The 25,254-nt window shown below is 64.8% G+C and carries 23 protein-coding genes; 12 read left to right on the top strand and 11 right to left on the bottom strand.

Annotation, left to right across the window (positions count from 1 at the left end):
* Positions 1-54 precede the first annotated feature (54 nt).
* From FHS96_RS08060 to FHS96_RS08050, 3 genes are all read left to right on the top strand, one after another.
* The gene (locus tag FHS96_RS08060; protein WP_429589001.1) at positions 55-1,215 is read left to right on the top strand and encodes a mandelate racemase/muconate lactonizing enzyme family protein; all 1,161 of its coding nucleotides are present in this window, start codon (positions 55-57) and stop codon (positions 1,213-1,215) included.
* 34 nt (positions 1,216-1,249) lie between these two features.
* Complete coding sequence (locus tag FHS96_RS08055) at positions 1,250-2,494, top strand: MFS transporter (protein WP_429588999.1); 1,245 nt, start codon at positions 1,250-1,252, stop codon at positions 2,492-2,494.
* An 89-nt stretch (positions 2,495-2,583) separates the two neighbouring features.
* Positions 2,584-5,316: a TonB-dependent receptor gene (locus FHS96_RS08050; protein ID WP_429588997.1), complete on the top strand. Its 2,733-nt coding sequence runs from the start codon at positions 2,584-2,586 to the stop codon at positions 5,314-5,316.
* Between the two features lie 116 nt (positions 5,317-5,432).
* On the opposite strand, the gene FHS96_RS08045 is transcribed toward FHS96_RS08050, so the two are convergent.
* The 5 genes from FHS96_RS08045 to FHS96_RS08025 all read right to left on the bottom strand — a co-directional run bounded on the left by FHS96_RS08045 (position 5,433) and on the right by FHS96_RS08025 (position 9,493).
* Positions 5,433-5,798 carry an EF-hand domain-containing protein gene (locus FHS96_RS08045; protein WP_429588995.1) on the bottom strand — a complete coding sequence of 122 codons (366 nt, stop codon included), beginning with the start codon at positions 5,796-5,798 and terminating at the stop codon, positions 5,433-5,435.
* Between the two features lie 245 nt (positions 5,799-6,043).
* The gene (locus FHS96_RS08040) at positions 6,044-6,427 is read right to left on the bottom strand and encodes a hypothetical protein (RefSeq protein ID WP_429588993.1); all 384 of its coding nucleotides are present in this window, start codon (positions 6,425-6,427) and stop codon (positions 6,044-6,046) included.
* Between the two features lie 385 nt (positions 6,428-6,812).
* Positions 6,813-8,120 (bottom strand): Y-family DNA polymerase, encoded by a 1,308-nt coding sequence (locus FHS96_RS08035; RefSeq protein ID WP_429588991.1) that lies wholly within the window; start codon positions 8,118-8,120, stop codon positions 6,813-6,815.
* Positions 8,121-8,153: 33 nt separating this feature from the next.
* Positions 8,154-8,663 carry a DNA-deoxyinosine glycosylase gene (locus FHS96_RS08030; protein WP_429588989.1) on the bottom strand — a complete coding sequence of 170 codons (510 nt, stop codon included), beginning with the start codon at positions 8,661-8,663 and terminating at the stop codon, positions 8,154-8,156.
* On the bottom strand, positions 8,660-9,493 hold the full coding sequence (locus tag FHS96_RS08025; RefSeq protein ID WP_429588987.1) for a hypothetical protein: 834 nt from the start codon (positions 9,491-9,493) through the stop codon (positions 8,660-8,662). Before FHS96_RS08025 ends, FHS96_RS08030 begins: the two co-directional genes overlap by 4 nt.
* Positions 9,494-9,554: 61 nt before the next feature.
* Between FHS96_RS08025 and uvrC the strand changes: the two genes are divergently transcribed.
* A complete protein-coding gene (gene uvrC / locus FHS96_RS08020; RefSeq protein WP_429588986.1) occupies positions 9,555-11,480 on the top strand; it encodes an excinuclease ABC subunit UvrC in 1,926 nt (641 codons plus the stop codon).
* A gap of 45 nt (positions 11,481-11,525) precedes the next feature.
* Here the strand turns inward: uvrC and FHS96_RS08015 are convergent, their stop codons facing one another.
* Positions 11,526-12,053, bottom strand: coding sequence for a DUF4303 domain-containing protein (locus tag FHS96_RS08015; RefSeq protein WP_429588984.1), 528 nt, complete (start codon positions 12,051-12,053; stop codon positions 11,526-11,528).
* A 91-nt stretch (positions 12,054-12,144) separates the two neighbouring features.
* On the bottom strand, positions 12,145-12,375 hold the full coding sequence (locus FHS96_RS08010; RefSeq protein ID WP_429588983.1) for a hypothetical protein: 231 nt from the start codon (positions 12,373-12,375) through the stop codon (positions 12,145-12,147).
* Positions 12,376-12,514: 139 nt separating this feature from the next.
* On the opposite strand from FHS96_RS08010, the gene recO reads away from it, so the two are divergent.
* The 3 genes from recO (at position 12,515) to FHS96_RS07995 (ending at position 15,353) form a co-directional block, all read left to right on the top strand.
* Complete coding sequence (gene recO, locus FHS96_RS08005) at positions 12,515-13,123, top strand: DNA repair protein RecO (protein WP_429588981.1); 609 nt, start codon at positions 12,515-12,517, stop codon at positions 13,121-13,123.
* A 66-nt stretch (positions 13,124-13,189) separates the two neighbouring features.
* A complete protein-coding gene (gene leuB / locus FHS96_RS08000) occupies positions 13,190-14,236 on the top strand; it encodes a 3-isopropylmalate dehydrogenase (protein ID WP_429588980.1) in 1,047 nt (348 codons plus the stop codon).
* 13 nt (positions 14,237-14,249) lie between these two features.
* Entirely contained in the window at positions 14,250-15,353 is a 1,104-nt protein-coding gene (locus FHS96_RS07995; protein WP_429588979.1) for a glycosyltransferase family 2 protein, read from the top strand.
* A gap of 12 nt (positions 15,354-15,365) precedes the next feature.
* Here the strand turns inward: FHS96_RS07995 and FHS96_RS07990 are convergent, their stop codons facing one another.
* The 3 genes from FHS96_RS07990 to FHS96_RS07980 form a co-directional block, all read right to left on the bottom strand.
* Complete coding sequence (locus FHS96_RS07990) at positions 15,366-16,568, bottom strand: glycosyltransferase family 39 protein (protein WP_429588977.1); 1,203 nt, start codon at positions 16,566-16,568, stop codon at positions 15,366-15,368.
* Positions 16,569-16,772: 204 nt separating this feature from the next.
* The gene (locus FHS96_RS07985) at positions 16,773-17,747 is read right to left on the bottom strand and encodes a 2OG-Fe(II) oxygenase (protein WP_429588976.1); all 975 of its coding nucleotides are present in this window, start codon (positions 17,745-17,747) and stop codon (positions 16,773-16,775) included.
* An 86-nt stretch (positions 17,748-17,833) separates the two neighbouring features.
* Positions 17,834-21,094, bottom strand: coding sequence for a TonB-dependent receptor domain-containing protein (locus FHS96_RS07980; RefSeq protein WP_429588974.1), 3,261 nt, complete (start codon positions 21,092-21,094; stop codon positions 17,834-17,836).
* A 274-nt stretch (positions 21,095-21,368) separates the two neighbouring features.
* Between FHS96_RS07980 and FHS96_RS07975 the strand changes: the two genes are divergently transcribed.
* The 5 genes from FHS96_RS07975 to FHS96_RS07955 all read left to right on the top strand — a co-directional run bounded on the left by FHS96_RS07975 (position 21,369) and on the right by FHS96_RS07955 (position 24,915).
* A complete protein-coding gene (locus FHS96_RS07975) occupies positions 21,369-22,577 on the top strand; it encodes a trans-sulfuration enzyme family protein (protein ID WP_429588972.1) in 1,209 nt (402 codons plus the stop codon).
* Positions 22,574-22,972: a Co2+/Mg2+ efflux protein ApaG gene (gene apaG / locus FHS96_RS07970; RefSeq protein WP_429588970.1), complete on the top strand. Its 399-nt coding sequence runs from the start codon at positions 22,574-22,576 to the stop codon at positions 22,970-22,972. Before FHS96_RS07975 ends, apaG begins: the two co-directional genes overlap by 4 nt.
* Positions 22,973-22,996: 24 nt before the next feature.
* A complete protein-coding gene (locus FHS96_RS07965; RefSeq protein WP_429588968.1) occupies positions 22,997-23,785 on the top strand; it encodes a LysR family transcriptional regulator in 789 nt (262 codons plus the stop codon).
* Positions 23,782-24,309, top strand: a complete 528-nt coding sequence (locus FHS96_RS07960; protein WP_429588966.1) for a GNAT family N-acetyltransferase — start codon at positions 23,782-23,784, stop codon at positions 24,307-24,309. The genes FHS96_RS07965 and FHS96_RS07960 overlap by 4 nt, the downstream gene beginning before the upstream one ends.
* An 87-nt stretch (positions 24,310-24,396) precedes the next feature.
* Positions 24,397-24,915, top strand: a complete 519-nt coding sequence (locus FHS96_RS07955; RefSeq protein ID WP_429588964.1) for a DUF1003 domain-containing protein — start codon at positions 24,397-24,399, stop codon at positions 24,913-24,915.
* A 66-nt stretch (positions 24,916-24,981) separates the two neighbouring features.
* On the opposite strand, the gene FHS96_RS07950 is transcribed toward FHS96_RS07955, so the two are convergent.
* On the bottom strand, positions 24,982-25,242 hold the full coding sequence (locus FHS96_RS07950; protein WP_429588962.1) for an ATP synthase F1 subunit epsilon: 261 nt from the start codon (positions 25,240-25,242) through the stop codon (positions 24,982-24,984).
* Between the last annotated feature and the right edge of the window lie 12 nt (positions 25,243-25,254).

Here is a 25,254-nt window from a genome sequence, read left to right as displayed (position 1 = left end):
CATAATATGTCTTATAGGGTCGTCGCCGTGCGATCATGAGCCAGGGGCGTGTGAATGAAAGTTACCGGTTATCGCAGCCTCGTCACCTCGCATGACTGGGGACGTCCGGTGGGCGACGCAAACGGGGTGGTAGAGAGCGGCGTCACCGATGTGCCGATCCTGATCCTCGAAACCGATGGCGGCCTTGAAGGCGTCGGCCTCGGCCAGCACGCCGATATCGCGCGGATCTTCCCGGCGGTCGAGGGGCAAGATCCGCGCGCCACCACGGCGCTTTATGATTCGATGCTTTCGCACGTGTTCAAGAGCGGCCATGCCGGCGCCACCTATGGCGCGATCGCCGCGGTCGACATGGCGCTGTGGGATCTCAAGGCCAAGATGGCCGATGAGCCGCTCTGGCGCACGTTGGGGGCGGCGGATCGCTTTGTGCCCGGCTATGCCTCCGGGTTGTGCTATGGGCTGAATGACGAGGCGTTCGCCGGGCTCTACCGGCGCTTCGCCGAGCGCGGCTTCAGCTCCGCCAAGGTGAAGGGCGGCAGGGATATCCGCCGCGATATCGCCCGGCTGAAGCTGGCGCGCGATATCCTGTCGGTGAACAGCATCCGCCCGGCGCTGATGCTCGACGTCAACGAAAGCTGGAACCGCAAGCAGGCGATCCGCCATCTTGCGGAGATCGAGACGGCGGGCATCGACCTGACCTGGATCGAGGAACCCGTGCGTCGCTGGGATGCCCCGGGCCATGCCGCGATCACGCGGGCTGCACGATGCGCAGTCGCCACCGGCGAAAATCTCACCGGGCTCGATCAATATTCGCCGCTACTCGATGCCGGCGCGGTCGATGTCGTGCAGGCCGGCAGCGTGTGGGGCATCACCCATTTCATGCGCGTGGCGCTCGCCGCGCACGCCCGCGACTTGCCGGCCTCGCCGGTCGGCTATGATGCCAACCCCGTCGCCCATGCCGCGGCCGCGATCCCCAACATGATCGGCATCGAGGTGCAGGATCTCGATTGGCCGACCGGGCTCGACGTCGACCAGCAGATCGCCGATGGCGGCATCGTCCTGGGCGATCGGCCCGGCCTCGGCATCATCGTCGACGAGGCGGCGATTGCGCGGGATCGCAAGGACGGGGCATGGGGCGCCAATGGCGGCGGGCCGCACCGCCGGCCGAGGGAGGCCGGCCTTAGCCTGGTTCCCGACCGGCGCGTCGCCGGCAGATAAGAAAAGAAACGTGGGAGAGGACAGGATGCACGGAATGACCAGCCCGGCCTTCGTTACCGGCCGGCAGCGAACGGTGCTGCAGCTCTCGCTGATGGTCAATTTCTTCCTCCTGATGGCGCTGTACAGTGGCGTGCTTGGCGTGCTGCTGCCCAACCAGATCGCCGCGCTAGATCCCGCCAACAAGGCGAACAACCTCGCCCTCATGTTCGCGATCACCTCGATCTTTTCCACGCTCGCTACGCCGATCGCGGGCGCGCTTTCCGATCGCACGCGAGGGCATTGGGGGCGTCGCGCGCCGTGGATCGCGATCGGATCGCTGATCGGGTCGATCAGCCTGTTCGGTGTTTCCTGGATGACCAGTTTCTGGTCGATGATGGTGCTGTGGGTGATGGCAGCCATCGCCTACAACTCGATGCAGCCGGCGATGACGACGTTGATCGCGGATCGCTTCGCGCCGGAAACGCGGGGTTCGGTTTCTGGCATCGTCGGCGCGGGCATGACGGCGGGGCTGACCGCTGGCACCTTCGTCGCCGGCTATCTCGCCGGCCAGCAGGTGCTGGCCTATGGGCTGTTCGCGGCTGCGATCGCGGTTTCCTGCCTGGCCTTCGTGCTGGTCAACCGCGAGCCCTCGAGCGCGGCGATGCCGACGCGGCGGTTCGACTGGCGTGATTTTGCGCGTGGCTTCTGGATCTCGCCGCGCAAACATCCTGATTTCGCCTGGGCGTTCCTCAGCCGCTTCACGATCTATATGGGGTATCAGGCGGTCGCAGCCTACCTGCTGTACATCCTGCGTGACTATATCCGCCTGAGCGACGCGGCGTCCAACGTCGCTATCGCCAATATGGCAATGGTCACCTTCGTCTGCCTCGTCGTCACCTCGCTCGCGTCCGGCTGGGCATCGGATCGCATGCAACGCCGCAAGCCGTTCGTCATTGCCGGCAGCCTGATCATGGGCTGCGCGATGGTCGCTCCGCTGGTGGCGCCCAACATGGAAGGCATGTGGGTCTACGCTGCGGTGATCGGCGTCGGCTACGGCATGTTCATGTCGATCGACATGGCGTTGATGACCCAGGTGTTGCCCAAGAGTGAGCTGGGCGAGGAGGGCAAGGACCTCGGCGTGCTCACCACCGCCGTCAACATCCCGCAGATCATAAGCCCGGTGATGGCGGCGGTGCTCCTATCGCTGAGCGGCGGCGATTACCGCACGATCTTCTGGGCCGCGGTGCTTTTCGTATTCGGGTCCGCGCTGTGCGTGTTGCCGATAAAGTCAGTACGCTGAAACATATTACGTATTATGATCAGTTGACATATCTTTCGGAAATCTTCAGATTGAACCCCACAAGACCGGAGGGGATAAAGATGAAGTGCATGGGAGATGTTCGTACGGCATTGCTGGCCGCCACCGCGATCGTGGCGTGGAGCAGCAGCGCAACCGCGTTCGCACAGACCGCTGAGCCAACCGACGCCGCTTCGGCAGAACAGCCGCTGAGCGACGACGACGCGCAGGAAATCATCGTAACCGGTATTCGCGCCAGCCAGGCGGCGTCGATCGACATCAAGCGCGAGGCCATCGGCGTCGTCGACTCGATCGTCTCCGAGGATCTCGGCAAGCTGCCCGACCAGAACGTAGCGGAATCGCTGCAGCGCATTACGGGTGTCACCATCGAGCGGAACCGTGGCGAGGGCCGCTTCATCACCGTTCGCGGCTTCGGCCCCAAGTTCAACGCGGTGACGGTCAACGGCCGCACGCTGGCCACGGACAATAACGGCCGCGAATTCTCGTTCGACGTGCTGCCTGCCGAGATCATCAGCGGCGCCGACGTCTACAAGTCGCCGCAGGCCAGCCTCAACGGCTCATCGATCGGCGCCACCGTCGACGTCCGCACCCTGCGCCCGCTCGACCAGAAGAAGGCGTTCGTCGCGACCGGTTCGGGCACGATGCAGTGGGCCGAGCTTGCCGACTCCTTTAACCCCGAGGTCTCGGGCGTGGTCAGCTGGCGCAATGACGAGCGCACCTTCGGCGTCGCGGTCTCTGCGGTCTATTTCGATCAGGATCTGCGCAACGACGAATTCACGATCGGTGCCGGCCATGTTCGCCGTTCGAGCACCGACAGCTATTATAACCGGTCAGGTGTGCCGGGCGGCCGGATCGGTCCCAACGTGGCGCCGTTCAGCCGCGTATCGATGCCGTCAAACCTCTCGCCCTTCTTCTTCGAGCGTCAGCTCAAGCGGCTGGGCCTGAACGGCTCGATCCAGTATCGTCCGGTCGACCGGCTTACCCTCACACTCGATGGGCTCTACTCGAAGGCGGATTTCACCGAGCAGCAGACCGGCCTCGCCTATGACTTCGCCGGCGGCACGCTGGTCGAGCAGGTCGTGGAGGGCGGCGAGGCGCTTTATCAGCGCTATCAGGGCGGCTTCGTCGACGAGATCATCCAGTATGACGAGCGCAACGTCACGACCTATCAGTTCGGCGGCAATCTCAAGTGGGAGGCCACGGATCGCCTCACGGTCAGTCTCGACGCCTCGCGATCGAAGGCGGAGCGGCGCGGCAAGGAGAACAATCTGTTCACCACCATCCGCCGCAAGAATGTCGACCTGTGGTTCGATCGTCGGACCGAAAGCCCGATCTACAGCTATGGCTTCAGCAGCCCCAACTATGCCAACGCGGCGACCAACCCGCAGGGCCTGACTGCCCATTATTACATCTGGGGCGGTGGCACCGACGTTGACGACAAGATCGAGGAATATCGCGGCGACGTGAGTTGGAAGGCCACGGACACGATCACGCTGTTCGCCGGTGGCCTGATCGCCAATCGAACCAAGACGCTGACCGGCGACGAAATGCCTTTCGGCGAGCAGTGCGCCTATTGCGATTCCAACCGCGTGCTGCCGACCTCGTTGTTCAGTTCCACCAACCGCAACTTCTTCCAGGGCGGTGGCGGTGACATCCTGCATGACTGGATCATCTACAGCCCGCAGGATCTGGTTCGCCTGATCGACCAATATGCGACGGCGGACGGCAAGGCGTTCAACCCGGCGGTGTTCTCGCCATCCGCCTCGTCGGTCGTCGATGAGAAGGTGAAGTCCGCCTACATTATGGGCACGCTGGATACCGAGGTTGGCGGCATGCCGCTGGCGGTCAATGTCGGCCTGCGTTTCGAAGATACCGACTATACCTCGACCGGTGCCTCGCGCACCGTGATCAGCGCGCGCCCCACCGGCGGCGGCCAGAACGAGATCATCGTCTCGCCAGTCGTACCGGTCGGCTTTGCCGGGCATTATCAGGATTGGTTGCCGTCGTTAAACGCGCGCCTTTCCGCCACCGACAACCTGATCTTCCGCCTCGCGGCGTCGAAGGTTCTGACGCGTCCGACATTGTCTGACCTGTCGCCGCGCCAGTCCATCCAGACCAACCCGGGCAACGAGACGATCCGCCGCGGCAACCCCGATCTGCAGCCGTTCCGTGCGACGCAATATGAAGCGGGCATCGAATGGTATTTCGCCCCGTCCTCGCTGATATCAGCCGCGGCCTTCTACAAGGACATCAAGTCGTTCGTGACCCTGGTGACGACGCCGCAGCTCGTCGATCAGGTGACCTTCCAGGTGACCGTGCCCGACAATGGTGAGGGCGCCACGGTCAAGGGCGTTGAAATCGGCTATCGCCAGGCCTTCACCAGCCTGGCGGCGCCTTTCGACGGCCTCGGCGTGCAGACGAGCTTCAACTATACCGAATCCAACGCGGAATATCGCAACGCCGTTGCGAATGTGAGCTTCGGTCTCGAAGGTCTTTCCAAATATTCGTACAGCCTCGTGGGATTCTATGAGAAATATGGCATCCAGGCACGTATCGCCTATACGTGGCGCGATGACTTCCTCGTGGTGGCTTCGGGCCGCAATGGCGAGCCGGAATTCTTCTCATCCTACGGTCAGCTCGATACTGGCCTCTCCTACGACGTGAACTCGCAATTCACCGTGTTCGCCGACGTCACCAACCTGAACAACGCCAAGGAGTTCATCTACTCGGTGAGCCCCGATCGGACGAAGGAGTATCGCAAGGTCGGCCGGCGTATCGCCGCGGGTGTGCGCTTCCGCTTCTGATCCGCCAGGCACGTTGAACAGGCCCCCTTCGTTCGGTGCGAACGGAGGGGGCTTTTCTTTATGGCGTGTGGCTGTTCAGCGTCACATCGGGCCCAACTTCGGCCGCACAGCGGACCTCAATCGTCTGCGGCCTTCCTGCCCGCCGCGCGTTCGTCGGGCGTGATCGAACCGTCGCCATCGGCATCGATCCGCTGGAAGCGGCGCGCGAGCAGGGCGTCGAGCTCGCTTGCTTCCAACTGACCGTCACCATTGGCATCGAGCCGGGTGAACATGCGGGAGGGGTCGCGCTTCGCATTCTTGCGGCCCGCGGCCCATTCTTCCTTGCTGATCCTGCCGTCGCCATCGGCGTCGGCGCGCAGCAGCCGCTGTCGGCCAGCCACCTGGAAATCGGCAAGCGTTGTGCCTTCGTCCGCGGCAAACCCGGGGATGGGCATTGCTAGCAGGGCGGCGGCCGTCGCGATCGGGCTTATCTTGCTTTGCATCATCATCCGTACTCCAGCAGACGTCGTTTTCCTGGTTCCGAGGGGAGATGGCCTTCCTGCCACCATCCTGGGCGATTATGCTGATTGGCGTAGATGCTGACGCTCGCCCGATCCTGCTGCGCGTGCAGGTGGGCACGTTTGCAATAGCTGGAAATCGCCCGTCGCCACTCTTTCGGGCGCCGAAATCAGATGGGGCCGCCGGATCGCTCCGGCGGCCCCATCCAATCAGATCGATTGTGATCGGATTACTTGGTGTGGCAGCTCTGCGCGCCCTTGCCGGGCAGCGTGATCGTGACTTCCTCGCCATTGCCGGCCAGCTTGACGCCATCGGCCTCGAAAACCTCGCCCGCTGCCGCCGCCTTCAGCACATTGGCCTTGCCGTCCTTTTCGGTACGAAGATTGGCCGTCATATCGTCGGTCATGAAGTCGACATAAGCGACGCTGTTGTCCTTGCAGCGATAGATCTTCTGCGCCTTGATCATCAGCGGCATCGGCGTCGCGACGTTTGCCGTGTTCAGCTCGGCGCTCTCTGCGTCATTCGCCGTGTCAACGGTGGTGGAGGTTTCGCCGCCGCAGCCGGCAAGCGCGAGGAGGGCCGCCATTGCGGCAAGCGGAAGGGAATGCTTCATGGTCATAGCACCCATGGAATGAAGTGCGCGTCGCAGTGCGTCAACTGTAACAATGTTACAACTTGATGGCACCACCCTGCCACACCCGGATTCGACCTGCTGTGATCAAGAGCCTCACGGGCAAAATATAAATAGAGTGCGCGCATGCGCGCGCGGCGAAATATGAGTGTCAAGTTGAAACGCTTTATGCCGCTATGCAGCGACTGTTTGGTGAGAAATCGCCGGAGTGCCGCCGCGTGCCTTGTTTCACTGCGCGGCCAAGGAGCAGCTTGAAACCACTGGCAGAACGCCGGCTCACGACATGAGCAATAGTCGGGCTGCCGTGTTCGGGCATGATCTCGACTGCCGCGTCGTGCGGTGAAAAATTTTTTGCGGTGCACAAGTTTTACTCATGAAATTCCGCCATTTCTGGAATCCTGCCGAATGCGATCTTCGTGCCGACCGAATCGACCCGGCCGCCGGTTAATGGCCCGAGTGTTACCGCGTTACGGCCGAAGCGCTCATTGATCCTGTCCATGGCGCGGCTGAGCGACAAGGTGCGCGTTTCGCGCGCGAGAGGATCGTTTGGCGCGAGCAGCGCGAACAGCGAATCCTGTTCACCCGCCACAGGCTCGATCTCAGCCAGCGTCACGCCGACCATTCGCAGACGGAAGCCGCCGGGGCGAGCGCGACCGGTGGCGACGAGTTGCGGCCAGAGATGCTCAAGCGCGGCGAGCATCGCGAAGCTGTCCTGCGTCGAGGGAAGGCGGCGGCTGATCCGCCATGCGCTCTTGTCATCCTCGAAGCGGACGTGGAGCACGAGCAACCGCGCGCGATAGCCCTCGCGGCGCAGCCGGCTCGCCGCCTTCAGCGCGAGGCGGCGGGCGGTGAGCCGCGCCGGTTCCGGTCCCCGGTTGCGCGGCGACAGCACGTGGCTGTGGCCGACGGTGCGATGCTGTGTCGGTTTCTCGGGCAACTCGACCCCGTGCAGCAGCCACCACAGCCGGTCGCCGTTGACGCCACCCCACGCCGACCCGGCATCGCGCGGGCGGCGCGCGCAGAGTTCGGCGATATCGTTGATTCCCTCGCGCGCCAGCCGGCGCTCCATTTTCGCGCCGATGCCGGCGATATCGGTGAGCTTCAGATCGAACAGGCGATCGGGAAGCATGTCGGCGGACAGCACCACGAGACCGTCCGGCTTCATCATGTCGGATGCCAGCTTGGCGAGCAGCCGGTTGGGCGCGATGCCGATCGATGAGGTCAGGCGTTCGCCCACATTGATGCAAATGCCGGCCTTGATCCGGGCTGCGAGCGCGCGGGCTTCGGCCTCACTATTCTCATTGTCGAGCAGGCGGCAGGCGACCTCGTCGATCGAACAGACGCGTGTGATGGGAATGTGCTTCCACACCTCCGCGATAATCGCGTCATGGAACTCGACGTAGCGGCTGTGCTGTGCGGGCACGACGATGATGTCGCGGCAACGCTGCCTGGCCTCCCACACCGGCGTGCCGGTGCCGATGCCGAAGCGCTTCGCCTCCACCGATGCTGCGATGGCAACGGTTGTGTCCGTATCCACGGGCGCGACGATGATAGGTCGGCCGCGCAGGCCGACATCGAGCTGCTGTTCGACGCTGGCGAAATAGCTGTTCAGGTCGAGGAACAGCCAGCGCAGCGGTCGCGGCGGCAGGTCGGGCGCGGCGCGACTCGTTGCCATGCCTAGAACATTACAGGAACATTGAACTGGCGGCTAGTCGGTGCTGACAAAGAGACGGAGCCGCAGCCAATCCGCGTGGCGCACGGCGGTGGTGACGGCGCATGCCCCACTACTGGACAGCAGCCGGATGATTTCATAGCTCTCCGCCGCCGGTCCGAGCTGGAGCAGCCCCAGCCGCGCCGCGGTACCACCGTTGAACGCGATTGCGCGGAGCGTGGGCAAGGATTGTGCGACCGCGGTGAGGTCTCGCACGCGGGGATCGCGGATTGCACTATCGAGGCTGCCGGCGCGGGTTGCGTCGGCGATCACATCCCACAATCCGATGCCTCGACGAAGCAGGGCAGCCAGGCGATCGTCATAGGGTAGCGCCGGCAAGTCCTCGCCCGTCACCAGTGCCATCAGCCGCCAAAAATGATTGCCGCGATTGGCGTAATATTCACCCGCTGCCAGCGACTTCTCGCCCGGCAGGCTGCCGAGAACCAGCAGTCGCGTATCGGCATCGGCGACGAGAGGGAAGGAGGCTTTGCGGAGCGATTGCGTCATGCCCCTTCAGATCGGACTGAGCCGGCAGGCGTACAAGCCTTGGCTGTATCAAGGAGATCGTTGATCACGCCTCCACGCGTCTCGACCAGCAGGCTGATCGCATGGTCCATCGCCGCATCGAAGCGGCGGCGACGGTCTTCGTTCACGGCGTCGCGATAGAAATGGCAGAGGTTGGCGGCAGCGAGCGGCGATCCGAACGCCGTCATATAGCGGCGGCACAGGTCTGAGCCGGCGGCGGCGATCTCGGTGATCATCGCGGGCGTCAGAAGCCCGACATGGTCGATCGCGACGAAGGGATGGCGGGTTGCCATGCGGGTGAGCAGACGCGGGCCCGCGATCGTGCGGGGGATCGGGCCGTCCGTGTGACGGCGAACGACCTCCTCGACCGCCCAGCGATAGGTGGCGAAGCGCGGGTTGTCGGGTGTGCTGCCGAGGATCGCGCCGTTGACATTCTCGGGGCCGATCGTCGGACGCCGATCATTGTCGAGCAGCAGCGCGCGTTCACGGATGCCGAAGAAACCCAATGTCGGGTCGATCGTCAGCGCGTCGGGATCGAAGATCAGCACATCGGCATCGATCCAAACGACGAAACCGGCGCCGCGATCGAACAGCCGCTGCATCAGCACCAGCCGCGCGATGTCGGTCATCGGGCCGGTCTCGGGTCCGCAGATCGTGCGGAACCAGTGCGGCACCGCCGCGAAGAAGCGATCGGTGAAGCTATAGCCATAGCCGTGCGCGTCGGCCCAGCGCCTGACTGAGTCGAGGCAGCGCGCGATCCAGACGGGGGTCGACGGCGCTTCATAGGACTGGAGGATCGTGATCGGCGGCACGCGCGGTTGCTCCCCTCACAGCGGGCTGGCGGCTGCCGCCCGGAGCGCCTAAATCGGCCTCGTGTCCGAGAAGCCCCAAAGCCCCGATCGTTTCAACGAGGAAAAAGCCACCTACGCCATCCGCGGATCTGACGCGCCCGATATCGAGGCGGGCGTCGCGGCGATCCGGGAGGTGGTGAAGACCTTGCCGCAGCGCCCTGGCGTCTATCGCATGCAGGATGCGCGCGGCGACGTGCTCTACGTTGGCAAGGCGCGCAGCCTGAAGAACCGGGTGACCAACTATACCCAGGTCGCGCGGCTGCCAAAGCGGCTGAGCCGGATGGTCGCGCAGACCCGGTCGATGACGATCGTCACCACCAACAACGAGGCGGAGGCGTTGCTGCTGGAAGCGCAGCTCATCAAGCGTTTCCGCCCCGCCTACAACGTGCTGCTGCGCGACGACAAAAGCTTCCCGTTCATATTGCTGCGGTCAGACCACGAATTCCCGCGCATCCAGAAGCATCGCGGTGCGCGGCGCTTCAAGGGAGACTATTTCGGGCCCTTCGCCAGCGCGGGGGAGGTTGGGCGCACGCTCAACGCGTTGCAGAAATTGTTCCTGCTCAGAAGCTGTACCGACAGCTTCTTCAACAATCGCGATCGCCCCTGCCTGCTCTACCAGATCAAGCGCTGCTCCGCGCCGTGCACCGGGCGGATCGACGAGGCCGGCTATCGCGAACTGGTGGGCGACGCGCGGGATTTCCTCTCGGGACGATCGACCAAGGTTCAGGCCAAGCTGGCGGAATCCATGCAGAAGGCCAGCGAGAATCTCGACTTCGAACAGGCGGCGGTACTGCGCGACCGGCTGCGCGCGATGACCTTCATCCAGGGCAGCCAGGCGGTGAATGCCGAGGGTGTCGGCGATGCCGACGTGTTTGCGCTGGCGCACAAGGGCGGCACGATGTGCGTGCAGGCCTTCTTCATCCGCGGCGGCCAGAATTGGGGCCATCGCGCTTTCTTCCCCGCGCACACCGCCGAGGTGGAGGAGGATGAGGTGCTCGCGAGCACCCTGATGCAATTCTATGAGGAAGTGCCGCCGCCGCGCACCATCCTCACCGACCGCGCGCTGCCTGAGGCCGAACTGCTCGGCGAGGCGCTGTGCGAGCGCGCCGGCCACAAGGTGACCGTCTCGGTGCCCCAGCGCGGCGACCGCCGCCGGCTGATGGATCAGGCCAGCCGCAACGCGGTGGAAGCGCTCGACCGCCGGCTGGCCGAATCGACCACTCAGGCACGCATCTTCCGCGAGATCGGAGAACTGCTGGAACTGGAAGGCCCGCCCGACCGCATCGAGATCTACGACAACAGCCATATCCAGGGCACCAATGCGCTGGGCGGCATGGTCGTCGCCGGGCCCGAGGGCTTCCGCAAAGGCAGCTATCGCAAGTTCAATATCCGCAGGAAAGAAACCGTGCCGGGCGACGACTTCGCGATGATGCGCGAGGTGATGGAGCGCCGATTTGGCCGTGCGCTGGACGAGGATCCCGATCGGGAGAGCGGCGAGTGGCCGGACCTGCTGCTGATCGACGGCGGCAAGGGGCAGGTGAGTGCGGTGAAGGGCGTGCTCGATGCGCTGGGCATCGAGGATGTGCCCTTTGTCGGCGTTTCGAAGGGGCCGGACCGCAACGCCGGGCGCGAGATCTTCCATTTCCCCGATGGCCGCGAACTGACCCTGCCGGTCAACTCACCGGTGCTGTTCCATCTCCAGCGTCTGCGCGACGAGGCGCACCGCTTCGCGATCGGCGCGCACCGCCAGAAGCGTGCCAAGGCGATCACCGCGAGTCCGCTGGACGAAGTCCCCGGCATCGGCCCCGCGCGCAAGAAGGCGCTGCTGCTCCACTTCGGCTCCGCCAAGGCTGTGCGCGGCGCCGCGCTCGAAGATCTGAAGAAGGCGCCGGGCGTCTCGGCGGCCATGGCGCAGGCGGTGTATGACTTCTTCCATGCGGGCGGGTAAGGGGGCGGCCTGCCGCCACCCCGCCGCGTCGATCGGCCGAGTGTTCTAGCCGCCGCGGAACGTCGACGCCAAAGCCGGCGGGTTGAGCCGCGCGACCGAGGCATTCTCGATCGCGTCGGCGTCGTCGCTGTCGGATACGCTTGCGAACAATATGACCTGGCCCAGCGCATCCGCGCGCTCGGCACGAAGATGGGCGAGGGCGTCGGTCATCGCGGCAATCGTACGGTCGAAATGGTCGGGTGAAGCGGTGCCGCCGATCACCTCGGCGAACAGTTTCTTGCTGACGCCGCGCATGAAACCGTCGCCATGCGCATCCTCGCTCCATTCCTCTGGCGTCCAGCGCAGATAGGCTTCATAATCCGGCGTCATTTCCTCCGCCTGTGCCTCTGCGGCCAGCCGGCGTCGGAAATCATCCTCCGTTGCCGCCCAGAAGCCTACGCTGCCGCCATCGCCATCGGTCAGCAGGCAGATTGCATAAGGCCGCTGCCGACCGATCGAGGCCAGAAGGTCGTCGGTCACGGCGATCACCGCTGCCCCGAGCTCGCGGGTGATCCTGTCCCAGTCGATCGCCATGTCAGTTCCTTCCCTGTTCACTCGGATATGCTCGATCCTTATGCACGAGCGCTCGGGGGAAACTCCACTTCGGACTGAATCAGACGGCCGCTCAGCCTTGTGAAATCAACAGATTGACGGCTTCATCGAACATCCCGGTATGGGAGTCTTCGCGCATGCTGCTTCTGCCGGCAGCAGCATAGGCGTTCGGCAGGGCAAGCCGGGCCTCTACACGATCGATCTGACACCAAAAGCGGACCAGGTTCGATGAGAGTATGTGGCAGATTATGGCCCCGAGAGCACCACGTTCCAAATTCCAGGGCATGATACTGAGCGCGGACATGTGGCAGTTCGGCTGGCGCTGCCGCAGGAACCGGTTAGACGGATGGTGCGCTTTGGCGCGGAGGCATCGTCGCCGATGTCCGCACATTTCGTCGCTCAAACCCCATTGACCCCCGGCCGCGTCGCCCTAACCCGGCTCAATGCACATCCGCGCTGCCGTCATTATCTGCTCTATCCGCCTCCATGGCGAGCATGGTGCGATCGTGCGGGCGCTGACGCCGAATGACGGGCTGCTGGCGGGCTATGTCCGCGGCGGGCGATCGCGGCGGCTGCGGCCGGTGCTGATCCCGGGCAACTTGGTGGAAGCGGAATTCCGGGCGCGATCCGAGGCGCAGTTGGCCGGGCTCACCATCGAACTGCTGCAAAGCCGCGCTCCGCTGCTGTCGGAGCCGCTTGCCGCCGTCGCGATCGATTGGGTTACTGCGCTCTCCGCCGCAACCCTGCCCGAAGGACTGCCGGTGCCAGCGCTCTATGCCGCGCTGGATGGCGTGTTGGCGGCGATCGAGGCGGCGCCGACGGCGCGGGGCTGGGCGGCCTCGCTCGCGCATTATGAGCAACTGCTGCTGCGCGAGCTCGGCTATGGCGCCGAGGCGGGCGCCGAACGGCTGGTGCAGGAGGATTGGCCGGGCATCTTCGCCGCGCTGGAGCGCACCGGCATGCGGCTGGACGACCTCCTCACCGGCCGCCGCGCCGAGGTGCTGGCGGCGCGCGAACGGCTTGTCATGCGGTTGAAGCGCGCGGCGGGTTGAGCGCCCCTTGCGCCTCCTCCGCTGTGCGGGCATGGGGTCGCGCGATCAGGAATTAGGGAGATCCACATGCTCGTCGCACTGCTGCCCGGAGACGGTATCGGGCCGGAAGTCATCGCCGAGGCGGTGCGCGTGCTCGACGCGGCGGGCGTTGCCGATCTCAGCTATGAAACCGCCCCGGTCGGTGGCGCCGCCTACAAGGCCGAAGGCCATCCGCTGCCCGAGGCGACGCTGGCGCTCGCGAAACGTGCCGACGCGCTGCTGTTCGGTGCGGTCGGCGATCCCGACTGCGACCGGCTCGAACGGCGGCTGCGGCCCGAGCAGGCGATCCTCGGCCTGCGCGCCGCGCTGGGGCTGTTCGCCAACCTCCGCCCTGCCAAGCTCTTCCCCGAACTTGCGGACGCTTCGGCGCTTCGCCCCGAAGTGGCCAGCGCGATCGACATGGTGATCGTGCGCGAACTGAATGGGGACGTTTATTTCGGGGAGAAGGGCATGCGCACCACGCCCGAGGGGCTGCGCCAGGGCTATGACCTGATGTCCTACGACGAGTCCGAAGTGGCGCGCATCGCCCGCGTCGGCTTCGAGACCGCCCGTGCCCGTCGCGGCAAACTGACCTCGGTCGACAAGGCCAATGTGCTCGAAACCTCGCAGCTCTGGCGCGACGTCGTCACCGAAATCGCCGCCGAATATCCCGAAGTCGAGCTCAGCCATCTCTATGTCGACAATGCGGCGATGCAGCTTGTGCGCAATCCCGGCCAGTTCGACGTGATCGTCACCGGCAATCTGTTCGGCGACATCCTTTCGGACCAAGCGAGCATGTGCGCCGGCTCGATCGGCATGCTGCCCTCTGCCGCGCTCGATGGCGCGGGCAAGGGGCTGTATGAACCCATCCACGGTTCTGCACCCGACATCGCCGGACAGGGCAAGGCCAATCCGCTGGCGACGATCCTGTCTTCGGCGATGATGCTGCGCTACTCGCTGGGCAAGCCCGAAGATGCCGATCGCATCGAGGCCGCGGTGGCGGCGGCGCTGGCGGCCGGCGCGCGCAGCCCGGATCTCGGCGGGTCGATGACGACCACCGAGATGGGCGACGCTGTGATCCGCGCGCTCCGGTAAGCGGCGCTCCCAGGTGGCCGGCGATCCGCCGCTCGCGCTAGCCGTCGTCGTCCCGACCTTCAACGAGGCGGGCAATGTCGCGACGTTGATCGCGCGGCTGGACGTGGTGCTGGCGGGCATCGCCTGGGAAGCGATCATCGTCGACGATGCCAGCCCGGACGGCACGGCAGAGGTGGCGCGCCGGCTGGCACTGACCGACCGGCGGGTGCGGGTGATCGAACGGATCGGGCGCCGCGGGCTCTCCTCGGCCTGCATCGAAGGCATGCTTTCGACCGCAGCACCCTATGTCGCGGTGATCGACGGCGACCTCCAGCATGACGAGAGCCTGTTGCCGCGGATGCTCGCGCGCTTGCGGGAGGGGAGCGTCGATCTCGTCGTCGGCACCCGCTTTGCAGAAGGCGGAGGCACCGGCGAATGGGACCGCGACCGGCTGGCCAAGTCGCGCTTCGCCGCAGGGTTGAGCACGATGGTGCTCAAGGCAGAGCTGTCCGATCCAATGAGCGGCTTCTTCATGATCGAGGCGGAGGCGTTTCGCGCGCTGGCGCCGCGGCTGTCGGGGATCGGCTTCAAGATCCTGCTCGATATCCTCACCGCCGCATCGCAGCCGCTACGTGTCGCCGAACTCGGCTATGTCTTTCGCGAGCGTATCGAGGGGGAGAGCAAGCTCGACCATGTCGTTGCGCTCGAATATCTGATCGCGCTCTACGAAAAGCTGCTCGGCCGCATCGTGCCGGTGCGTTTTGCGCTATTCGCCAGCGTGGGGGCGGCCGGCATCCTCGTCCATTTCGCGGCGCTGACCGCGATGTTCGAGGGGCTGACGATGTCGTTCGCCGCTGCGCAGGCGGTGGCGACACTGGTCGCGATGACGTTCAACTTCTGGCTCAACAACCTCTTCACCTACCGCGACCGCCGTTTGCGCGGCGCGCGGGCGCTGCTGCGCGGCTGGATATCCTTCTGTCTCGTCTGCGGGCTGGGGGCGCTGGCCAATGTCGGCGTGGCGGCCTTCCTCTTCGAATATCGCCACGTGCTGTGGGGTGTATCGGCGCTGGCCGGCGTGCTGGTCGGCGCGGTGTGGAATTTTGCGCTGTCGAGCCGCTTCACCTGGGGACGCTACTGACGCGTCGTGCGGCTACGGCCAGGTCGGAAACCACATCCAGAAGTGGAAGGCCTGATCGTTCGGCAACGGCACAGCGGCGATGATCGGATAGAAATAGACGAACAGCCCGCCCGCCAGCGCGGTGAAGAGGAAGGGCGAATAAGGATTCCCGCCGTCCTTGATCTCCTGCCGGAAGGCGCCCGCCAAGGTGATGCACAGGAACAACGCCGGCAGATAGTAATAATAATAGAAGCCGATTTTCTTCGGGATGATGATCCACAGCGCCATCGAGAAAACCCAGAGCAGCCCTGCGAAGAGCTGTGCGCGGTTGCGGTGGAGAATGCCGGTCCACAGCGCGAAGCCGACCGCGAGCAGCCCGCCATACATGATCGCCGGATTTCCGACGAGAAACACACCCCGCTGGACACCCTCCACCGGCTCGTAGAAATACCAGATCGGCCGGCGGATCAGCGGCCATTCCCACCATTCGCTTTGGTAAGTGTGGTGTGCCAGCGGCATCGTCTGCTGGCGGTACATATCGAGCTGGAACGGCAGCAGGGTCGCCAGCGTCAGCGGCTGCGAATGATAGAAGAAGGCGGGGATGAACGTGGCGAAATAGGCGATCGCCATGGCACCGGCCATCAGCAGCGCGCCGGGGATCAGCCCGATGCCGCGCCATGATCGTGCGCCGGCGAACAGCTTCATGCCGACGAAGGCGAGCCCGGCGACCGCCGCATAAGGCAGCGCCGCCCATTTGGCGCCGATCGCCAGGCCGAAGCAGAGCCCAGCTCCGACCAGCGAGGTGTAACGCCGTTCGCCCAGCGCGGCGCCCAACGCCAGCGCGATACCCCACAGCAGGAATGCGCCCATCACGCCGTCGAGCATGGCGATCCGCGCCTGGATGAAGACCAGTTGGTTGAGCATGGCAAAAATGCCGGCGAGCAGCCCAGCGCGCACGCTGCCGAACAGCAGCCAGGTAATGCGGAACATTGCCAGCACCGTCGCGACGCCGGCCAACAGGCTGGGCAGCCGCCAAGCAACCGGTTGATCGCCGAACAGCGCGATGCTGAGCGCAATCAGTTCCTTGGCGAGCAGCGGATGCTCGATGTTGACCGGCGCCTCAAGCGCGAGCAGCACGCGCGCGGCACGAACATAATGAACCTCGTCGAAGACGATCACATCGGGCTGATCGATCCGCAGCCCGAACAGCAGCAGCGATGCGAAGAGAAGAAACACCGCAGCGCGGCTCGCGCTGAGTCCGTTCAGCCATGCTACGCGGCGAACCGCAGAAGGAGCGGTGCGCCCGCCAGCAGCACGAGACACGAATTCTCCCACCTCTGTTCCCCCGAGCGCGGACGATTCGGCGATCGTCTCCATCTTCATCACTGCATTGATATGCGCGACGCCGATGATCAATACCGCGACCAGGTGGCGCAGGGTTCAGCCGCCCGGATTCCAGACGTTGAAACTGCGGCTGCGGATCCAGCGGGTGGCCGCCCATTTCACACCCTGACGGATCGGGGCGCCGGCGTGACGGCTCCGCGGATCGCTCGCGCCATCCTCAAGCACGTTGCGGAAGGCGATCATCTCGCCGGCCCGCCCCACAACAGACAGGCGCTGACTGGGGAACAGCGTCTCGCCGCCGACATAGCCGGTATTCAGGTACATCAGCGCCGTGACGATGCGCTGGTTCGGCTGGTGGGGGAGGACGTCCATGTGCTCCCGATATTCCTGTCCTGGCGCATAATGCAGAATGCTCAGCGGCTCGCCCTGGTCCACCGCCGTTCCAGTTGCGGCTGCAATGCGGCGGAGTATCGCCTGTATCGGCAACGACTCACGTGTCGGCCCGACGACTGCGGCGGACGAGGTGCGGATGGGATGCGCCATGGATCGACCCGTGCGCGGATCCGCCACGACCGACGGACCGAGTATGTCCCTCACCGATGTAGCGATATGCGCGCATTCCTGAGGCGTGACGAAGTTGCGCCAGCGCAGCACGTGATAGTCTTTGCCGACGACCTCCGTCTCCGGCAGCGCGAGCGGAGCCCCCTGCGCGTCGATCGCCATTGCGGAGAGCAGCGCCAGGTCTTGTGCCGCCACGCCGCCGTGGCGCGCGGCGGCGTCGCGCAACAGGGCGAGCGCGGCCGGCCAATCCGCAGGTGCCCCAGTGCCGTTGGCGGTCAACGCCGCTTCCATCAGCGCGGCATCTTCATGTCCCGCGCGTGTCGCTGCGCGCAAGAGGCGGCGCGCCTCCGGCAGATCGCGATCCAGCGGCTGTCCGATCAGGCGCCATTGCGCCACCAGCGCCAGCGCGTCCGCATCACCCTGCGCCGCGCCCTCCTGCGCGATCGAGATCGCGTCGCGCACCTGTCCGCGGTCGAGAGCGACGAGCGCTCTTTCGGTGTCGCTGCTCATGTCGCCGTACTTGCCCTGCCCACTGCCCAAAGAAAAGGGCCGGTGGATCGCTCCACCGGCCCCAAAGCCTTGATCTGTCAGTTCGATCAGAACTTGGCGACCACGCCCGCATACATATAGCGGCCGCGCACATCGTAGATGCCTGCGCCGCCGTTGGCAGCGGTGTTGAGGCCGTTGCCGACGCCGGTCAGGCCGAACGGGGGCATCTTGTTGGCGACGTTGTCGACGCCCAGATAGATGTTGAACCGATCGGTCGCTTCCACGTCGAGACGAAGATCGTGGTAGAACACATCCGGATAGTGCGAAACCGGCGCGAAGTCGGTGTTCTGCGGCGGAAGGCCGTTCAGCTCGTTGTAATCCTCGTAGGTGTTGAGGTACATCTTGTCGATCCAGCGCATCTGATAGCCGAACGTGACTTTGCCGACCTTGAGGCTGCTGTTCAGATTGACCTCATTCTTCGGATCGCCGAGTTCCGTCAGGATCCGGTCCCGGAAGGTGGGATCGTCCGGATTAGTGAACTCGTCATTCTGGAGCGTGCGGGTCCAGATCACGCCGAGGTTCAGCAAGCCCCAGCCGAAGTCACGACGATAGTTGACCGCCGTGTCGACACCACGAACCTTCAGCTTCGCGAAGTTGGCCGCGGATTCGAGCAGCGTGCCTTCGATGATCTGGAAGGCCTGTTCGCCGTTGGGACCACCGCCGGCGCCAGCGCGCTGGAACAGCGCGCAGAACTGGTTGTTCAACGACGCAGAGTCATAGCAGAGGTTGGCAACCTGCTGCGCATTCACCGACGAGATCACGTTGTTCACGGTGATGTCGAAATAGTCGACCGAGATCGAAAGCCCCGGCACGAACTTGGGCTGGAACACCACACCGCCGGTGTAGGAATCGGACTTCTCGGCCTCCAGCAGCGGGTTGCCACCCGACAGCGTCTCAAGCGACGACGAATAGACATAGTCGTAGCCTGCCGGAGCCCCGGCTGCGGCGCAGTTCGCGGCGCGGTTGGCGGAGCCGGTGCCGATATTGCGGGCCGAGCAGGGATCGACGAAGTTCGGAGCGAAATTCTGCCCCTGCGCGGAGTAGAGTTCCGAGAGGTTCGGCGCACGCACCGATCGCGAATAAGTCCCGCGAAAGCGAAGGTCGTCGATCGGACGCCAGTCGATACCGCCGCCATAGGCATAAACGGTGCCGGTCGCGCCCTTGTAGTCGGCGATCCGCCCTGAACCGGTAAGCGTCAATTCCTGGATGAACGGGATGTCCTTGAGCAGCGGCACGCGCAACTCGCCATAGACTTCCTTCACCTCGAAGGACGGCGCAGTGAAGGAGGGAATCGCGTTGTAGAACGCGTAACCCGCCTGCGTCAGGTCATCGAGATCGTAGCGGTTGGTCTCGCGGCGATATTCAGCGCCCACCGAGAAGCCGACGGCGCCACCGGGGAGTTCGAACCACTTGCTCGAATCGCCGGCCAGGAAGGCGGATGCCACGAACTGCGTGATCTTGCCGGTCGCGATGGAAGGCACCAGCAGATAGTTGCGCGCGGCATCGCTGACCGAACCCTGCCCGAACGGGTTGAGCGGAACGCAGGCGGCGATGTCGGCAGCCAGCACCGAGGGATCGCCGCCGATGTCGTCACCGGCATAGCGCGGGTCGATCTGGGCACGGCAGCGGATCTGGCCCGTCGCAGGATCGACGGCCGCATCCTGGGCAAGCAGGAAACGCTGCGTGTTGACGTTGCCCTGGATGAGGTTGCGTTCCTTGAACTCGCCGTAATTGGCCGAGATTTCGTAGTTCCAGGTGTCGTTGAAGTCGCCGCGAACGCCGACCACCGCGCGATAGGTTTCACGCCGGATCTGCTCGTCACGAATGCCGAGATCGACCCAGTTGCGACGCAGGCCGAACCGATAGGTGCCTGCGCCAACCTGCGCGAGCGCGGCGGCCTGGTTGGCTGCCGCCTGTTCGGCGGTGTTGGTCGCCGTCCGGAAAGCCGCACCGGTGTTGGGGTTCACGCCCGAGTTGATCGCGGCTATCAACTGCGCTGAAAGGTTGGCGCGGGCGGCGGCCGACAGGTATGGGTTGTCCAGCCGGATACCTTCACGGTTCACCGCGCCGCCGCCATTGGAGAATGAGCGATCGGCGAAGCCGTCGATGACCACACCGTCCTGCAGCGTCTGACCCTGCGAGAAGAAGGGACCGCTCACCGATCCGCTCGCTTCGGTGCGGACATATTTGGCTTCGAAAAACGGCACGAACGCCGGGCTGACTTCGAAATGACCGATGAGATTGGCCGAGTACCGCTTGAGGTCCGGAGACAGCGTCAGCAATTCGCCTTCGCGGCTGGTGGTGCCGTTGCCGCCGACGAAGCTGCCGTTGGGACCGATGCCGACGCGCGTGCCGGTCTGGGCAACGAGCGAACCACCAGGCTGGAAAAGCGATGTGCAGGTGAAGGCCGAGCCGCCGGCGCCACCGCAAGGCCCGTTCGCGCCGCCATAACGGAACGCGGTCAGACCGCCGAGCGAGATGGTCGCGGAGCGGATGTCACGATAGAATGTGCGATCGGCGATGCCGTCGCTCGGTGCGCTCGCCGGATCGGTGTCGGTGACGACAAAGCCGTCGTTCCGCGCCAGCGGTCGACCGGTCGCATCATATTGCGACTGGTGCGAATATTCGAGATTGACGGCGATATTGCCACGCCCGTCGGCGAAGTTGGTGCCGGCCAGGACGGAAATATACTGGTTGCCCGCATCCTTATACTTGGAAATACCGGTCTGGCCGCGAACCTGAACGCCCTCATAGTCGTTCTTGAGCTTGAAGTTGACCACGCCCGCGATCGCGTCCGAACCGTAGATCGAAGATGCGCCGCCGGTCAGCACCTCGACGCTCTCGATGAGGTCGGTCGGGATCGTATTGGTGTCGACCGAGACGCCGGTCGACAGGATGTCGCCGGCCACGTGGCGGCGGCCGTTCACCAGGACGAGGGTGCGCACCGATCCGAGGCCACGAAGGTCGACCAGGTTGAGGCCGCGCGTACCGAGGAAGCGGGTCGAGTTCTGCTGGCTGAACGTGTTGCGCAGTTGCGGCAACTCGTTGAGGATGTCGCCGACGGAAACCTGGCCGGTTTGGAAGAACTGCTCACCCGTGACCACCGTGACGGGATTGGTCGACTCGAGGTTCGCCGAACGGATGCGCGAACCGGTGACGATGATCGCCTGCGGATCATTGCTTTCGTCAGCGGGCGTTGTCGCGGTTTGTGGATCGGTGCTTTGCGCATGCGCGGTGCCGAACGACAGTGCGAAGGCGGTCAGGCAGGTTGCGCCGCTGAGGGCGCCCTTCAGGAACGATGTTCTCACGCTACTTTACCCCTACTAGTCGGATTCCCTGAAATCCGACGACCCTCACCATAAGCGTGGGATCGATGGCTCATCCTGCCAAAAGGGCGGGGCCGTGCCTAATAGCCGCGTGAGTCTGCCGCCGCTTTTCCGCCGCCCGTTGCAATATTACAACAATACGTCAAAAATGTTGCGCAAGCGTAACGCCTGTAACGTGTCGCCCGCATCGACCGTGTGCGCAGTGCTCATGATCCCGGATTGACGGCCGCCGCCTGCCCGGCGCAAAGCGGCCCGCATGAAGAGGCATACCGGACAGGACCGCAGCGTCACCAACACTTGGCGCCCCGCCACCCAGGCCGTGCGGGGTGGCACGATGCGCTCCGAATGGGGCGAGACCTCCGAGGCGATCTTCATGACCTCGGGCTATGCCTATGACTGCGCTGCGGACGCCGCGGCGCGGTTCGCGGGCGAGCAGCAGGGCATGACCTACAGCCGGTTGCAGAACCCGACGGTGGAGATGCTCGAGCATCGCATCGCGCTGTTGGAAGGTGCAGAGGCAGCACGTTGCACCGCATCAGGCATGGCGGCGATGACCGCCGCTCTTCTGTGTCAGCTCAAGTCCGGCGATCATGTCGTCGCAGCCCGCGCCGCGTTCGGTTCGTGCCGCTGGCTGGTCGACACGCTGCTGCCACGCTTCGGTGTCGAGACGACGGTGATCGATGCGCGCGAAACCGAACTATGGAAGGCGTCGATCCGCCCCAACACGAAAGTCTTCTTCTTCGAGACGCCGGCCAACCCGACGATGGACATCGTCGATCTCGCCGCGGTGTGCGCGATCGCAAAGGATGCCGGCATCGCCACGGTGGTCGACAATGCCTTCGCCACGCCGGCTCTGCAAAAGCCGATGGAGTTCGGTGCGGACGTCGTCGCCTATTCTGCGACCAAGATGATGGATGGGCAGGGCCGCGTGCTCGCCGGCGCGATCTGCGGCACCGAGGACTTCATTACCAACACGCTGCTGCCCTTCCACCGCAACACCGGGCCGACGCTCAGCGCGTTCAACGCCTGGGTGGTGCTGAAGGGGCTTGAGACGCTCGACCTGCGCATCCGGCGCCAGAGCGAGAATGCGCTGGCGGTCGGCCGCTTCCTCGAAGGCCGTGTGCCGACAATCTTGCATCCCGGCCTGCCCAGTCATCCGCAGCACGAACTGGCGATGCGGCAGATGTCCGCCTGCGGACCGATCTTCGCGATCGTTCTCGATGGCGGCCGCACCCAGGCGCACGGCCTGCTCGATGCGCTGCAACTGATCGACATTTCCAACAATATCGGCGACTCTCGCTCGCTGATGACGCACCCCTCGTCCACCACGCACAGCGGCGTGGCGCCGGAGGCGCGCGAGGAGATGGGCGTGGGTGAGGGCATGTTGCGGCTGAACGTAGGGCTGGAGGATCCGGAGGACCTGATCGCTGATCTGGACCAGGCGCTGAGCGCCGTCGGGCTGTGAAGGCGTTCTTCCCCCACGCCGAAACGACGCGGGGGATCACCGTGCGCGTTTCGGTGAGCTTCCTGCCCGAGCAGTCGGAGCCGGCGCGCGGGCGCTGGTTCTGGGCCTATCATATCCGCATCGAAAATGAGGGAGATATGGCGGTACAGCTCATGACCCGTCGTTGGCGGATCACCGACGGCCGCGGCGCGCAGCATGAGGTTGAAGGTGAGGGCGTGGTTGGCGAACAGCCGCTGATCGTGCCCGGCGGCGCATTCGACTATGTGTCCGGCTGTCCACTCACGACGCCGACCGGTTATATGAAGGGCAGCTATCACATGATCGGTGAGGATGGATCGACCTTCGACGTCGCCATCCCGCGCTTTCCGCTGACCGCACCAGCGGTCGCGAACTGAACGAGATAACAGGACCAGCCGGGAATGAAGCGTACCCATCTTCCGCTCAACGGCCTGCGCGTGCTCGACGCCGCCGCGCGCCATCTGAGCTTTACGCGCGCTGCCGACGAATTGGCGGTGACGCCGGCGGCGGTCGGCCAGCAGATCCGCGCGCTGGAGGACACGCTGGGGGTTGTGCTGTTCCGTCGCACGCCCAAAGGTCTGGAACTGACGCCCGAGGCGGAGGCGGGGCTCGACAATCTGCGTGCCGGCTTCCTCCAGTTCGAGGAATCAGTGCGGGCGATGCAGGCGGGCCAATCGTCCAAGGCACTGACCATCGCCGCACCGCGCGACTTCACCGCCAAATGGCTCGCGCCGCGCCTCGCCGCCTATGGCCGCACCGATCCCGAACTGCGCTTCGTGCTGATCGCGGCGGACAGTGACCTCGATTTCACCGAGGCCAATCTCGACCTTGCCATTCGTCTGGTCGACGGACCGGGGGAGCATGAGGGAGTGAAGCTGGCGGACGGTGCCTTTGTCACCGTCGGGGCGGCCGACGCCGGCGAGATGCCGATCCACTGGCCGGGCTGCCCTGGAGAGGATGGCGCCGCGGCGCTGCGCGTCGCCGACGCCGGCCTCGCCATCGATGCCGCCGCTGCCGGCTTCGGCCGTGCCAATGTGCCCGCGCTGCTCGCCGAGGGCGATCTTGCCACCGGCCGCATCGTCTCGCTGGGGGAACCCCGCCCGACTGCCAAGGCCTTCTGGCTGATCGCGCCGCTGCCGCAATGGCGCCAGAAGAAGGTCAAGGCACTCGTCGCCGCGCTGACGGCATGAGCCGCTTTCCCTCGATCGACACGGCGCGCCTCCGCCTCCGTCCGATCGAGTTGGCCGATGCCGAGGCGCTGCACGCGGCGCTGTCGGACCCGGTGACGATGCATTGGTGGTCGAGCGGCCCACGCACCTCGCTCGCTGAGACCGAGGCTTATGTGCGCGTCAATGTCGAGGAGAAGGTGTGGCGATGCTGGGCGATCACCGAGCATGGTGACGATCGCGCGCTCGGCTGGGTCAACCTCTCCGAACGGCGGGCTGCGGTGTTCGAGATCGGCTACATCCTCGTGCCGCGGGCGCGGGGCAGGGGGATCGCCGCGGAGGCGGTATCGGGCGTGATCGACCGGACCTTCGCGGAGGGCGCGCGGCGGATCTTCGCCGATGTCGATCCCGACAATGCCGGGTCGGTCGGGTTGCTGGAGCGGCTGGGATTCCGCCTCGAGGGCCGGCTGCGCGAGGAATGGGAAACGCATATCGGCGTGCGCGACACCCTGCTCTACGGGTTGCTGCGCCCCGAATGGCGTTCCTGACAAGGGGCGGGCTACACCTTCGTGTGACTGACGCACGCGCGATTTCGTGACACGGCGGGGCAGGCGCGCAGAATAACGGAGATCGCGGTGGAGCAGCGGAAGAACGAACTCGCGGCCACCCTGCTCGGGAGAGCCTTCAAGGATCTCGAGCATGATGAGCAGACGGTGCTGTCCGGCATCGCTGCTGGCGTGCCAATCGCACAGGATGCGAGCGATCTCGATGACGCCAATGCCGACTTCGCCGACCGGTTGGCCGACCGCGTGGCGGCAATCGGCGGATCCTGGTCTTTCATCATCGGCTTCGCGCTGGTGCTGTTCGGCTGGATGCTGCTCAACAGCGATGTGCTCGCCCGCTTCGGGATGGCGTTCGATCCCTATCCCTACATCTTCCTCAACCTGATGCTCTCGACGCTCGCGGCGATCCAGGCACCGGTGATCATGATGAGCCAGAACCGGCAGGCGGCGAAGGATCGGATGACGGCGAAGCTCGACTATCAGGTCAATCTGCGCGCCGAACTGGAAATCCTGCGCATCCACGCCAAGATCGATGAAGAGATCATCGCGCGGCTGGACCGGCTGTCCGAACGGCTGGACCGGGTAGGGTAAACGAAAAGGGCCGACGCAGCGCGCCGGCCCTTTCGATGTTCGGTCGTGTACCGATCGGCTGGTCTATCAGCCCTCGATCACGCGGTCCGCGAGGACGGTCAGGCCCTTTTCGCTGACCTCGGCAAAGCCGCCTTCCACCTGCAGGATCTCGGGCGCTGCGCCCTCGGTGCGGTAGATCTTGAGCGCGCCGTCCTTCACGGTCGACATGAACGGTGCGTGGCCCTGGAGCACGCCGAACTGACCTTCGGTGCCGGGGACGACGACCATGTAGACCTCTTCCGAGCGGACGAGCTTTTCAGGGGTCACCAGTTCGAAATGCAGTGCCATTTTATCTTCCTT

Source organism: Sphingomonas zeicaulis (assembly GCF_050433225.1).
GTDB classification, from domain to species: Bacteria; Pseudomonadota; Alphaproteobacteria; order Sphingomonadales; family Sphingomonadaceae; genus Sphingomonas_D; species Sphingomonas_D zeicaulis.
This window is presented reverse-complemented; position numbering and strand designations above follow the sequence as displayed.